This window comes from Bacillus vallismortis, from assembly GCF_004116955.1.
GTDB lineage: Bacteria > Bacillota > Bacilli > Bacillales > Bacillaceae > Bacillus > Bacillus vallismortis.
The window spans coordinates 3,701,337-3,714,719 of sequence record NZ_CP026362.1; the positions used below are offsets into that span (position 1 = coordinate 3,701,337).

Annotated in this window: 12 protein-coding genes; 6 read left to right on the forward strand and 6 right to left on the reverse strand. The window is 45.0% G+C overall.

Features of this window, described 5'->3' with window-relative positions:
• The first annotated feature begins 85 nt into the window (after window positions 1–85).
• A complete protein-coding gene (gene htpG, locus BV11031_RS19600; protein WP_129550903.1) occupies window positions 86–1,966 on the forward strand; it encodes a molecular chaperone HtpG in 1,881 nt (626 codons plus the stop codon).
• A gap of 37 nt (window positions 1,967–2,003) precedes the next feature.
• Here htpG and BV11031_RS19605 read toward each other — a convergent pair whose 3' ends face one another.
• From BV11031_RS19605 to BV11031_RS19615, 3 genes are all read right to left on the reverse strand, one after another.
• Window positions 2,004–3,389, reverse strand: a complete 1,386-nt coding sequence (locus BV11031_RS19605; protein ID WP_129550904.1) for a sugar porter family MFS transporter — start codon at window positions 3,387–3,389, stop codon at window positions 2,004–2,006.
• A gap of 107 nt (window positions 3,390–3,496) precedes the next feature.
• Complete coding sequence (locus BV11031_RS19610) at window positions 3,497–3,985, reverse strand: HPP family protein (RefSeq protein WP_240467633.1); 489 nt, start codon at window positions 3,983–3,985, stop codon at window positions 3,497–3,499.
• Window positions 3,986–4,122: 137 nt separating this feature from the next.
• Window positions 4,123–4,701 carry a CGNR zinc finger domain-containing protein gene (locus BV11031_RS19615; protein ID WP_129550905.1) on the reverse strand — a complete coding sequence of 193 codons (579 nt, stop codon included), beginning with the start codon at window positions 4,699–4,701 and terminating at the stop codon, window positions 4,123–4,125.
• Window positions 4,702–4,795: 94 nt separating this feature from the next.
• On the opposite strand from BV11031_RS19615, the gene BV11031_RS19620 reads away from it, so the two are divergent.
• The gene (locus BV11031_RS19620) at window positions 4,796–5,227 is read left to right on the forward strand and encodes a hypothetical protein (RefSeq protein ID WP_129550906.1); all 432 of its coding nucleotides are present in this window, start codon (window positions 4,796–4,798) and stop codon (window positions 5,225–5,227) included.
• A gap of 128 nt (window positions 5,228–5,355) precedes the next feature.
• Here the strand turns inward: BV11031_RS19620 and BV11031_RS19625 are convergent, their stop codons facing one another.
• The 3 genes from BV11031_RS19625 to iolR all read right to left on the reverse strand — a co-directional run bounded on the left by BV11031_RS19625 (window position 5,356) and on the right by iolR (window position 7,650).
• Window positions 5,356–5,670 carry a DUF2628 domain-containing protein gene (locus BV11031_RS19625; RefSeq protein WP_121641573.1) on the reverse strand — a complete coding sequence of 105 codons (315 nt, stop codon included), beginning with the start codon at window positions 5,668–5,670 and terminating at the stop codon, window positions 5,356–5,358.
• Window positions 5,671–5,907: 237 nt separating this feature from the next.
• Window positions 5,908–6,840: an aldo/keto reductase gene (locus BV11031_RS19630; protein ID WP_129550907.1), complete on the reverse strand. Its 933-nt coding sequence runs from the start codon at window positions 6,838–6,840 to the stop codon at window positions 5,908–5,910.
• 54 nt (window positions 6,841–6,894) lie between these two features.
• Window positions 6,895–7,650, reverse strand: a complete 756-nt coding sequence (gene iolR / locus BV11031_RS19635) for a myo-inositol utilization transcriptional regulator IolR (protein WP_121641571.1) — start codon at window positions 7,648–7,650, stop codon at window positions 6,895–6,897.
• A gap of 417 nt (window positions 7,651–8,067) precedes the next feature.
• Between iolR and iolA the strand changes: the two genes are divergently transcribed.
• The 4 genes from iolA (at window position 8,068) to iolD (ending at window position 13,368) form a co-directional block, all read left to right on the forward strand.
• Window positions 8,068–9,531, forward strand: coding sequence for a methylmalonate-semialdehyde dehydrogenase (gene iolA / locus BV11031_RS19640; RefSeq protein WP_121641570.1), 1,464 nt, complete (start codon window positions 8,068–8,070; stop codon window positions 9,529–9,531).
• 74 nt (window positions 9,532–9,605) lie between these two features.
• Window positions 9,606–10,421, forward strand: a complete 816-nt coding sequence (gene iolB, locus BV11031_RS19645) for a 5-deoxy-glucuronate isomerase (protein ID WP_129550908.1) — start codon at window positions 9,606–9,608, stop codon at window positions 10,419–10,421.
• Between the two features lie 23 nt (window positions 10,422–10,444).
• On the forward strand, window positions 10,445–11,422 hold the full coding sequence (gene iolC, locus BV11031_RS19650) for a 5-dehydro-2-deoxygluconokinase (RefSeq protein ID WP_121641568.1): 978 nt from the start codon (window positions 10,445–10,447) through the stop codon (window positions 11,420–11,422).
• 32 nt (window positions 11,423–11,454) lie between these two features.
• A complete protein-coding gene (gene iolD, locus BV11031_RS19655; RefSeq protein WP_129550909.1) occupies window positions 11,455–13,368 on the forward strand; it encodes a 3D-(3,5/4)-trihydroxycyclohexane-1,2-dione acylhydrolase (decyclizing) in 1,914 nt (637 codons plus the stop codon).
• The last annotated feature ends 15 nt before the right edge of the window (window positions 13,369–13,383 follow it).

The following is a 13,383-nucleotide window of genomic DNA, read 5'->3' on the forward strand; positions in this document are numbered from 1 at the left end:
ATTGACAATTGTCATCTTATATGATAAATAGATGCTGAAAAGAGTTTACCTAACACAACTACATATCAAAAAGGAGCGATCTAGAGTGGCAAAAAAAGAGTTTAAAGCAGAGTCCAAACGACTGCTGGATATGATGATTAACTCCATTTATACTCAAAAAGAAATTTTCCTGCGTGAGTTAATCTCCAATTCGAGTGATGCGATTGACAAAATCTATTACAAAGCGCTGACAGACGATGCGCTTACGTTTGATAAAGACAGTTACTACATAAAGGTCGCGGCTGACAAAGATGCGAGAACATTAACGATATCCGATACAGGAATCGGGATGACGAAGGACGAGCTTGAGCAGCATCTCGGCACAATTGCGAAAAGCGGTTCCCTTGCGTTTAAAAAGGAAAACGAGCTGAAAGACGGCCATGACATTATCGGCCAATTCGGTGTCGGTTTTTACGCGGCGTTTATGGTTGCCGATGTCGTGACGGTCATCAGTAAGGCGCTCGGCAGCGAAGAGGCGTATAAATGGGAGTCAGCGGGTGCAGACGGCTACACGATTGAACCGTGTGAAAAGGATTGTGTCGGTACAGACATCATCCTGACAATCAAAGAGAACACAGAAGATGACAGCTATGACGAGTTTTTGGAGGAATACCGTTTAAAAGCAATCATCAAAAAGTACTCCGATTTCATTCGCTATCCGATCAAAATGGATACAACCATTAATAAGCCGAAGGAAGACAGCGAGAATGAATTTGAAGAGGTGCAGGAAGAACAGACCGTCAACAGCATGGTGCCGATCTGGAGAAAAAACAAAAGCGAGCTGACAGATGAGGACTATGAAAAATTCTATGCTGAAAAGCATTACGGATTTGATAAACCGCTCTCACACGTTCATATCAGTGTGGACGGCGCCGTTCGCTACAACGCGATTCTATTTATCCCTGAAAACATGCCGTTTGACTATTATTCCAAGGAATATGAGAAAGGCTTGGAGCTGTATTCCAATGGCGTGCTGATCATGAACAAATGCGCGGACCTGCTTCCAGACCACTTCAGCTTCGTGAAGGGGATGGTCGATTCTGAGGATCTGTCACTGAACATTTCCAGGGAAATGCTGCAGCATGACCGCCAGCTGAAGCTGATCGCGAAAAACATCAGCAAAAAAATCAAAAGCGAGCTGCAAAGCCTGCTCAAAAAAGACCGTGAGAAATACGAGACATTCTACAAATCATTCGGCAGACAGCTGAAATTCGGCGTGTATAATGATTTTGGAGCGAATAAAGATCAATTGAAAGACCTCTTATTATTCTACTCTTCGAAAGAGAAAAAACTGGTCAGCCTAGATGAGTACGTATCGAGAATGCCTGAGGAACAGACATACATTTATTACGCGACCGGTGATTCCTACGATCGCATTGAGAAATTGCCGCAAACGGAAATGGTAGCGGACAAAGGATATGAAATCCTCTACTTCACTGAGGACATCGATGAGTTTGCGATTAAAATGCTGGCATCTTATCAGGAAAAAGAATTCAAATCCGTATCGAGCGGAGACCTTGGCATCGACACGGAGGAGGATCAAAAGCAGTCCGAGGAAGAGGAAAGCAAGTACAAAGATCTGTTTGAGGAAATGAAAAACATTTTGTCAGATAAAGTGAAAAACGTCAAAATCTCAAAACGCCTCAAATCACATCCGGTCTGCCTTGCTGCGGACGGCGAAGTGACAATCGAGATGGAAAAGGTGTTAAACGCGATGCCGGACAGCCAAAATGTACAGGCGGAAAAAGTGCTGGAAATCAACCCGAATCACGAGGTGTTCAATACGCTGCAAGACGCGTTTGAACAAGATAAAGAGAAGCTGAGCCTGTACACAAACCTTCTGTATAATCAGGCGCTTCTCATCGAAGGCCTGCCGATTCAGGATCCAGTGGAATTTACGAACAACATTTGCAAGGTTATGGTGTAACTAAGAAAGGAATCGCCCTCTGGGACGATTCCTTTTTTTATAATGTACGCTCATTCAGCACTTGGCTTTGCGTGCTGTTCTTCTTTTTAAACCGTTGTTTCAGGCTGGCTTCAATTTCCTCCAAGCTTTTCCCTTTGGTTTCAGGAACCATGTAGAAGGCGAAGAAAAATGATAGCAGGCAGATCACTGAAAAAATGGTAAAGACCCATGCGATGCCCATGGCGCTGAGCATCAGCGGGAAGACGAGCGACACGATCAGGTTGGTTGCTGATAAGACCAATGTTGTAAAGCCTGTTGCGGCCCCGCGCACTTTGGATGGGAAGAGCTCAGGCATCAGAACCCATACAACCGGTCCCCATGTTGCCTGATAAAATACGATATAGACGCCGAGAAACACGACAGTCAGCCACGCTGTTGATGTAGAGAGACCCAGTGTCAGGAGCACAGCTGCTAGTGCGGCCAAGCTCAGTGTAATGCCGACGCTTCCCCAGATCAGGAGCTTCTTGCGCCCGACACGGTCAATTAAGATCATGGCGGCGATACACATGATGACGTTGAGGATGCCGATCCCCATTGTGCCGAGTACTGATGCCGATGTGCCGAGACCGGCCTTCGTAAAGATAGTCGGCGCGTAGTAAATGACTGTGTTAATGCCGACGGCCTGCTGGAAAATGGCAAGACCGACGCCAATCAAAAGCATGGGGCGAATCCATTTTGCTTTCAGTAAGCCGAGTGTCGTTTCCTTTTTCTCTGCTTCCCCTTGCTTCATCTCCGCCAATTCCATTTCAATATTCTTGGGATCATGAGTGATGTTCATGATCCGTCTCGCTTCATCTTCACGCCCGCGTTTCACGAGCCATCTTGGTGATTCAGGCATAAATGCGATCCCGATTAATAAAAGCACGGCAGGTACGGCTGCCAGCCCTACCATCCAGCGCCACGCTTCAAATGGCGTGAACAGATAGTTTACGATATACGCTAATAAAATACCGGTAACAACCATTAAGTTGTTCATTGTACCGAGTGTCCCGCGAATTTTCGTTGGTGCCATTTCTGACAGGTACACGGGTACAAGCGCCGTTGAACCGCCGACGGCCAACCCGAGAACCACCCGAGACGCAATCAGCATGCCGATCGTTTGAGAAAACGCGCAAGCGAGCGCGCCAATAATGAAAATGATGGAAAGGACAAATACAACTTTTCTCCTGCCCCAGCGATCTGAGCATGTGCCGCTTAAAGCAGATCCGAAAATCGCGCCAAGAAGCAGCATACTGACGACCAGTCCCTCGGTCAATGTCGTTAGGGGAATGTCGTTGTTGATAAACAGCAGCGCTCCAGAGATGACGCCCGTATCGTAACCGTAAAGCAGCCCTCCTAAAGCGCCGAAAAAGTAGATCATATATTTCCTTATGTCTTTCTTCACAAATGTTCCCCCTCAGTTGTTGAGCCAATAAGCACCTCATATATGTTTAACAAAGTTAATAAATGAGTACCCTTTTCCTATCTGATTTGAAACATTTGTTTTGAACATTAAAGCCAAAATGCGGGATACTGGCGATTTTTGCGTAAGTTATTGATAACAAGAGCGATGATCACGATGATAACAGATCCAATAAGTACGGGAAATACTAAATAGCTCCAAGCATACGCCCCTTGAATGACAACAATCGGATCTGCACCGGCAGGAGGATGAGTGGTTTTGGTCAGCATCATCAAGCAAATGGCAAGCCCTGTGCCCAGTGCAAAGGTCCATGGATGGGCCCCGAATACCTCAAAGACAACAATCCCTGTAAGTGCAGAAATAAAATGGCCGCCAATCACATTTCTCGGCTGTGATAATGGAGCATTCCAAGCGCTGAATACGAGCACACAGCTTGCTCCAAAAGGTGCCATTAACCATAGGCTTGAGGTATAAGCGGTCAACGAGGAAAGCGCCAGTATAGTGATAAATCCTCCTATAAGCCCTGTCACAGCATCTTTGCCGTTTACCTGTAAAGGTGTTTTTCCTTTTCCTTTCATTTTCAAAAAGTAGTTGTTTTCCAAATGAATCCCTCCAGTATGTATAGAATAATAGTTGTAAATTAACCTGTCAATTTTGTTTTTAATGGTTAGTTTGTTTGTGGCAATAAAAAACCCATTCACTGGGGAACGGGTTTTCACTCATTATTGATCTTTTTCTGATGGCGCGAGACCTTTTGCCTGTTGCCGCATATTTTCATGGAGCACCATTTTCGCCTTCCTGTTTTATCAAGAAAGAGCAAAATGCATTTTTCGTTTGCGCACCGTTTCAGCTGTTGGATTTCTTTTGTATGAATCAGCGATAATGCGTCGTAAGCGATAAGCGATAAAATAGAGTGATCGAGTGTTCCATTCGGAATGCGGGCAAGCTTGTCCTCTATGAGTTGATAAGAAAATGGAGCGGCGGCAATTTGATCTTGCAGAAAAGAGATAAAAGCTTGGGAAGGTTCACTGCCCTCGGCGATACGCTCAAAGTGTTTTCTCAGCTCAGCGCGGAATTGATGAATCCGCTGCAACACGAGAGAACCGTGTTCTTGGACTTGCTGTAACGTAAAAGAATGGAGAAAAGGAGCTGTTTCTCCCATTTGGTCAAACCATTCCATCAAATGAGTTGCTGACTGGATGAGGTCGTGCCGTTTATCATAGCTTATGATTTCAGTATTCACGAGATCGAGAGAAAGGTTTTGTGTGATCAGAGGGAATTGAGTATTTGCCATTGTAATCATTCCTTTCAACATCATTGTAAGCGCCAAAAGCTTTTTCACGCAAGGATATGAGAAAAAGGAGGCTTTTCTATGTTGAAAAAAGCAAATGCTTAAGAAAACGTTTAGCAGCCAATTGGCTTTTTTGCCACATATCAGTATTCAGGAATTTCACCAGCCTGATTCAGAATCATTCGTTTTTTACTTAACAGCTGAACGACAAGAAGAGAGATCGGTGGAAGAAGTCTTTCATTTATTGATGGAGAGAGAAGCGTATGCGGAAGAAGGCTGGGAATGGAACAGAGCGGCGTTAGAGAAAAACAGAGATGCTGTAAGGACTAAAATACTGGAACCGGTGATAGAGCATGGGGTCTTTTCGGAAATCGATGGAGTTTCTGTTTTACAGCGAATTCTTGCTTTTGGCCATAAAGGCATTCAACTTGATGAGCAGCTGTTTACAGACGAAAGCAGACATGTCGTCATCTATGATGAATGGAATTTGTTCGTAGTGTTTGGATATGAAGGGACGACAGCTTATTGATATACGTGGTTTACAACAGCATAGAGAGATGTTCTTGTGATTGTCATATGCGAAATCGTTTTGGCTTGTTCTTCGATGAGGAACCGGCATGAAAAAACCTTACTCCTCATGGGGTAAGGTTTTCATTCTTATGCTGCAGGTGTGACGATTTGATTTCTTTCTAAAATCGCTTGGGATTCTTCGTTTGCCGGGCGGTATCCCTTTTCAATGAGTTCTTTTATGTAGAGCTTGTTATAAATAAATGAGAAAACAATGCCGCTGACCCAGCCGCCGATTCCTAACGTAAATGAGCCAAGAACGACAGAAATAATAAACATGATGGCAGCCCATTTTAAATCACCGCGGAATAACGCAGGGAAAAACCCGAAGAAGAAAGTCGTCCAGCTAAATCCGACTTTTACTTCCTTTGTCAGTCCGCCTTCATTTTTCAGCAAAACCTTCATCGTATTCAACCTCTTCTCTAAGATGATAGTTGTAAGCAGAATGAAAAAAATAAGACAATAGAAAGATTGCAATGTGCATTTTCTGCTCAACAATTCCTATCATACTATGACTTTAGGGAAAAAGTAACTTCAATTTTTAAAAAATGAAAAAAACGATTGTGTAAATCCATTTCAGTTTAAATATGGAAATTCATAATAAAATAAACCCGCCTTCAAACGTGAAGGCGGGTTTATTTATTATGAGAACAGCTTATCAATAAATGAAATATCTTCTTGAGAAAGCGTGACGTCGGCTGTTTTGATGTTATCAACCAGCTGATCGGCGCGTTTTGCTCCTGGGATTAAAATATCAATTTCCGGTCTTGCCAAATACCAAGCCAATACGATGTGCGGGATGTCAACGTTGTGCTTTTCGGCAATTGGCGCAAGCTTGTTGACCTTTCTGATATTTTCTTTGAAACGCTCGCCCTTGAAGTGTTCCTGTTCGTTTCGCAGGTCTCCTTCAGGGAACGTTGTATCTTCTGTATACTTTCCTGCCAGTAATCCTGATACAAGCGGGAAGTAAGGGATAAATGAAATATTATGCTCCTTCGTGTACGGGAAGAATGTCTTTTCCGCTTCACGGTTTAACAGGTTGTATTCGCCTTGCAAGACATCTACCAAGCCGCCTCTGTTAGCTTCTTTCAGCTGCTCTAAAGAGAAGTTGGATACACCGATGGAGCGGATTTTTCCGGCCTGCTTCATCTCATTCAGCGCGTTGACCGCTTCATCTTTCGGCGTATGTTCGTCCGGGAAGTGAATGTAGAACAAATCGATATAATCCGTATTCAAACGCTTCAGGCTTTCATCAACTGATTTCTTAAGGAATTCTGGTGAATTATCAAAGACAAAGTCATTTCCTTGTTTTCTGTGTGCCGCTTTCGTCGCGATGACCACATCTTCACGTTTGAATTCGCTTAGCACTTCACCAATTAATTCTTCGGAACGGCCAATCCCATAAATGTAAGCGGTGTCTAACATGGTCACGCCATTACGGATCGCCTCGCGCACCAATTCTTTTCCGGTTTCTTCATTCAGGTTCGGGTAGAGGTTATGTCCTCCGACAGCATTTGTTCCTAATCCGATAGGGAATACCTGCAAGTCTGATTTTCCGAGCGTAGCTTTTTTCATGATCTGCCTCCTAGAATAAAATGGATCAAAGACTCTCAACATCATTGTAACGTGTTAGGCCAGATGAATGCCGATTTGGTGCTCATTGCAGTACTGTGTGTACTCGTCATCTAATGGCTGGGATGTCACAATGCAATGTAGCCTGTCAAACGGCGCATACGTCAAAAGCGTTGATGTTCCGAATTTAGAATGGTCAGCCAATAAATACACTTCTTTTGCTTTTTCCGAAATCCTTTTTTTAATTTCGTACTCCAGCAGATCCGAATTCGTCAATCCGTGTGTCAGCGTTGTTCCGGTTGCGGACATAAACGCTTTGTTGATATTGTACTTATCAAGCATAGCCGGGTCGTCCATGCCGACAAAGGAGCGCGTTTTTCTCTTATAGTTGTTTCCGATAATGATTAAGTTGATATTCTTTAAAGCTGATGCCGCATTGATAATGTCCAAACTGTTGGTTAGAATGGTGACATTTTTGGAAGGATCAAGCGTATCGAGAATAGACTTTGTTGTTGTTCCTGAATCAATGAAGATTAAATCATGATCTTCAATAAAACGTGAAGCATAATGGGCGATTTTTGTTTTTTCATCTTGATGCTGAATGGTGCGATTTTCAAAAGGAACCAATGCGGTTTTTTCAATAGATGTTACGCCGCCGTATACTTTTTCAATCGCACCCTTTTCCGTTAGCTTGTTGATATCACGTCTGACTGTGTTTTTAGAGACATTAAACACTTGGCACAGCTCATCTAAGGAAACAGTGCCATGCGATAAAATGTACTCCTCCATTTCCTGAATCCGCATCAGTTTCATATAAATAAACTCCTTCTTGAATCTTTACGTAACATAAATATATAATAAAACCCAAGAGTTGATCAATAGTTGGTTAAAAAATGATAACATTGGTGTATATCTTTTGCAAGATTCGACGGGCTTCTCGTTACTCTATTTAGTAGTTAAAAGATTAGTATCATAAAAATAATGAAAAAATTTAGTGTTTATGATTGACTTATGGGTATTATGCGATTAGAATATAACCAAGAAATGACCAAAAAGTAACCTGTTTTGCATGAAATGGTTGCTTGTATCTAACATTGCATCGCCATTTATTTTTTTGGTTTTTATGAAAGCGTTTAATTCTTGGCTTGCTGAAACAGTGGATATTGATATGAATCTATCCTGAACCATCCATACAAGTGTATGTGTTTACTAATGAAGGAGGCAATAAGAATGGCAGAAATCAGAAAATTAAAAAACTATATCAACGGTGAATGGGTTGAAAGCAAAACAGATCAATACGAAGACGTTGTGAATCCGGCAACGAAAGAAGTGCTTTGCCAAGTGCCGATCTCTACAAAAGAGGATATTGAGTACGCTGCGCAAAAAGCGGCTGAGGCATTCCAAACATGGTCAAAAGTGGCGGTTCCGCGCCGTGCCAGAATTCTATTTAACTTCCAGCAGTTGCTTTCTCAGCATAGAGAAGAACTTGCTCATTTGATTACCATTGAAAATGGCAAGAACACAAAAGAAGCGCTGGGAGAAGTGGGACGCGGAATTGAAAACGTTGAGTTCGCGGCTGGAGCGCCTTCCCTGATGATGGGCGACTCGCTTGCTTCCATCGCAACGGACGTTGAAGCGGCAAACTACCGCTACCCAATCGGAGTAGTCGGCGGAATCGCGCCATTCAACTTCCCGATGATGGTTCCTTGCTGGATGTTCCCAATGGCAATCGCACTCGGAAACACATTTATTTTAAAACCATCTGAGCGGACGCCGCTGTTAACAGAGAAATTGGTTGAGCTGTTTGAAAAAGCGGGCCTTCCGAAAGGGGTATTCAACGTCGTATACGGTGCGCATGACGTGGTGAACGGCATCCTCGAGCATCCTGAAATTAAAGCGATTTCATTCGTAGGCTCCAAGCCGGTCGGCGAATACGTCTACAAAAAAGGAAGCGAAAACTTAAAACGCGTTCAATCTTTGACAGGAGCGAAGAACCATACGATTGTCCTGAACGATGCGAATCTCGATGATACGATCACAAACATCATCGGAGCAGCCTTTGGTTCTGCCGGTGAACGCTGCATGGCTTGTGCGGTTGTAACGGTTGAAGAAGGGATCGCTGATGAATTTATGGCGAAGCTTCAGGAAAAAGTGGCTGACATTAACATCGGAAACGGCCTTGATGACGGCGTATTCTTAGGACCGGTTATTCGCGAAGACAACAAGAAACGCACACTCAGCTATATCGAAAAAGGTTTGGAAGAAGGCGCGAGACTCGTATGTGACGGACGTGAAAATGTGTCTGACGAAGGCTACTTTGTCGGCCCGACGATCTTTGACAATGTCACGACAGAGATGACGATTTGGAAAGATGAAATTTTTGCTCCGGTCTTATCGGTTATCCGCGTGAAAAACCTGAAAGAAGCGATCGAAATTGCCAATAAGTCTGAGTTTGCGAACGGTGCCTGCCTGTTCACTTCCAACTCAAACGCAATCCGCTACTTCCGTGAAAACATCGATGCGGGAATGCTCGGGATCAACCTGGGTGTGCCGGCTCCAATGGCGTTCTTCCCATTCTCAGGCTGGAAGTCTTCATTCTTTGGAACGCTGCATGCGAACGGAAAAGACAGCGTCGACTTCTATACGCGTAAAAAAGTGGTAACGGCAAGATATCCAGCACCTGATTTCAACTAAATGACGAACAGCCGAACGGCGTCCATGTGCGCTGTTCGGGCTCATTCTTACAATAGAAAGAGGAGGGCTTCACTATGAGTTATTTATTGCGTAAGCCGCAGTCGAATGAAGGCTCGAATGGGGTCAAGCTGGTGCACGAAGTAACGAAATCCAATTCTGATCTCACCTATGTAGAGTTTAAAGTGGTAGATCTCGATTCCGGTTCCAGTTATGCAGAAGAGTTGGAAAAACAGGAAGTCTGTATTGTAGCGGTTACGGGGAAAATCACTGTGAGCGATCATGAGTCGACCTTTGAGAATATCGGCACACGTGAAAGCGTATTCGAACGGAAACCGACAGACAGCGTCTATATTTCTAATGACCGTTCATTTGAGATCACAGCGGTCAGCGACGCAAGAGTGGCGCTGTGCTATTCACCGTCGGAAAACCAGCTTCCGACAAAGCTGATCAAAGCGGAAGACACCGGAATTGAGCATCGCGGGAAGTTTTCAAACAAACGTACTGTTCACAACATTCTTCCGGACTCCAATCCTTCAGCTAACAGCCTTTTAGTAGTTGAAGTCTATACGGACAGCGGCAACTGGTCCAGCTATCCGCCACATAAACATGACCAAGACAACTTGCCGGAAGAATCTTTCTTAGAAGAAACGTACTATCATGAGGTAGATCCGGGACAGGGCTTTGTGTTTCAGCGTGTATACACAGATGACCGCTCCGTTGACGAGACAATGACCGCGGAAAATGAAAACGTTGTCATTGTTCCTGCGGGATACCACCCGGTAGGCGTTCCGGACGGATATACATCCTACTATTTAAATGTCATGGCAGGGCCGACGCGGAAATGGAAGTTTCATAACGAACCGGCGCATGAGTGGATTTTAGAACGCTAACAAGTGAGGAGTGGCTGTTTACGATGAAGTATATATTCAATGAAGAGAAGGCTTTTGATATTGTTGCCATCGGCCGGGCATGTATTGATTTGAACGCAGTGGAATACAACCGCCCAATGGAAGAAACGATGACGTTTTCGAAATACGTCGGCGGTTCACCTGCGAATATCGCAATCGGCAGCGCGAAGCTTGGCTTAAAAGCGGGATTCATCGGCAAAATTCCAGATGACCAGCATGGAAGATTCATAGAGTCCTATATGAGAAATACCGGTGTTGATACAACACAAATGATTGTGGATCAAGATGGCCATAAAGCGGGCCTTGCATTTACAGAAATCCTCAGCCCAGAAGAATGCAGCATCTTAATGTATCGCGATGATGTGGCGGATCTTTATCTTGAGCCTTCAGAGGTAAGCGAGGACTATATCGCAAATGCGAAAATGCTGCTTGTTTCCGGTACAGCGCTCGCCAAAAGCCCATCACGGGAAGCGGTGTTAAAAGCTGTTCAATACGCGAAAAAGCATCAGGTCAAAGTGGTGTTCGAGCTGGATTACCGCCCGTATACGTGGCAGTCAGCTGATGAAACAGCCGTTTACTATTCTTTGGTCGCCGAGCAGTCTGATGTCGTCATCGGCACACGCGATGAATTTGATGTAATGGAAAACCGCACAGGCGGAAGCAATGAGGAATCCGTCAACCATTTATTTGAGCATTCAGCCGACCTCGTTGTCATCAAACACGGCGTCGAAGGCTCTTACGCATACAGCAAATCCGGCGAGGTATTCCGCGCCCAAGCGTACAAGACAAAAGTGCTGAAAACCTTTGGAGCCGGTGATTCTTATGCATCAGCCTTCATCTATGGCCTTGTCAGCGGAAAAGATATCGAAACGGCATTGAAATACGGCAGCGCTTCAGCCTCCATTGTGGTGAGCAAGCACAGTTCGTCAGAAGCGATGCCGACTGCGGAAGAAATCGTACAGCTTATTGAAGCACAGTCATAATTGAAAAAGATCGAGTAAAGGTGGGATCGTTTGTGGGTCAGAAAATTCGCTTAACAACAGCACAAGCGCTGATTAAATTCTTAAACCAGCAGTACATCCATGTAGATGGAAGGGAAGAGCCTTTCGTTGAAGGGATTTTCACGATTTTTGGTCATGGAAACGTACTGGGGATCGGGCAGGCGCTTGAGCAGGATGCAGGCCATTTGAAAGTTTATCAAGGGAAAAATGAACAAGGAATGGCGCATGCCGCAATGGCGTACAGCAAGCAAATGCTGAGAAGAAAAATATATGCGGTCTCTACATCCGTCGGACCGGGAGCTGCCAACTTAGTGGCGGCGGCCGGCACTGCATTGGCAAACAATATCCCGGTTCTCTTAATTCCGGCAGATACATTTGCGACAAGACAGCCAGACCCTGTACTGCAGCAAATGGAGCAAGAATACAGTGCGGCGATTACAACAAACGATGCATTGAAACCTGTATCGAGATACTGGGACCGCATTACGCGCCCTGAGCAGCTGATGAGCAGTTTGCTGCGCGCGTTTGAAGTCATGACTGATCCGGCAAAAGCAGGTCCGGCAACGATTTGTATTTCTCAGGATGTTGAAGGGGAAGCGTACGACTTTGATGAAAGTTTCTTCGTCAAACGGGTTCACTATATTGATCGCATGCAGCCGAGCGAGCGCGAGCTTCAAGGTGCGGCGGAGCTGATCAAAGCCAGCAAGCATCCTGTGATCCTCGTCGGCGGAGGCGCAAAATACTCCGGTGCGCGCGATGAATTGGTCGCCATTTCTGAAGCGTATCACATTCCGTTAGTTGAAACGCAGGCAGGAAAGTCGACCGTTGAAGCTGATTTTGCGAACAACCTCGGCGGAATGGGCATCACAGGTACACTTGCGGCAAATAAAGCGGCCCGCCAAGCTGATTTGATTATCGGTATCGGCACAAGATACACGGATTTTGCGACATCCTCTAAGACCGCTTTTGATTTTGATAAAGCGAAGTTCCTGAACATCAATGTCAGCCGAATGCAGGCGTATAAACTCGATGCGTTCCAAGTGGTAGCGGATGCGAAAGTGACGCTTGGCAAACTGCACGGTCTGCTTGAAGGCTATAAGAGTGAATTCGGCTCAACGATCAAGGAGCTGAAGGACGAATGGCTCGCTGAACGCGAACGCCTCAGCAAAGTGACGTTTAAACGGGAAGCGTTTGATCCGGAAATCAAACATCATTTTTCTCAAGAGGTTCTAAATGAATACGCTGACGCGTTGAATACAGAGCTTCCGCAAACAACGGCATTGCTGACCATCAACGAGACGATTCCAGAGGACAGCGTGATCATCTGTTCAGCAGGCTCCCTTCCAGGAGATTTGCAGCGCCTGTGGCATTCTAATGTTCCGAATACGTATCATCTGGAATACGGGTATTCCTGCATGGGCTATGAAGTGTCCGGGACACTGGGCCTGAAACTGGCCCACCCTGACAGAGAGGTGTATTCCATTGTCGGAGACGGCAGCTTTCTAATGCTTCACTCCGAGCTGATTACGGCGATTCAGTACAACAAGAAAATCAATGTGCTGCTCTTTGATAACTCTGGTTTTGGATGTATCAACAACTTGCAAATGGATCATGGCAGCGGCAGCTACTATTGCGAGTTCCGCACAGATGACAACCAAATTTTGAATGTTGATTACGCAAAAGTTGCGGAGGGATACGGCGCGAAAACCTACCGTGCAAACACAGTAGAGGAGTTAAAAGCGGCGTTAGAGGATGCGAAGAAACAGGACGTATCAACGTTAATTGAAATGAAGGTTCTGCCAAAAACAATGACGGACGGCTATGACAGCTGGTGGCATGTCGGCGTGGCAGAAGTGTCTGAACAAGAAAGTGTTCAGAAGGCATACGAAGCAAAAGAGAAAATGCTGAATTCTGCGAAGCAGTATTAGGGGGGAGGCTCATCG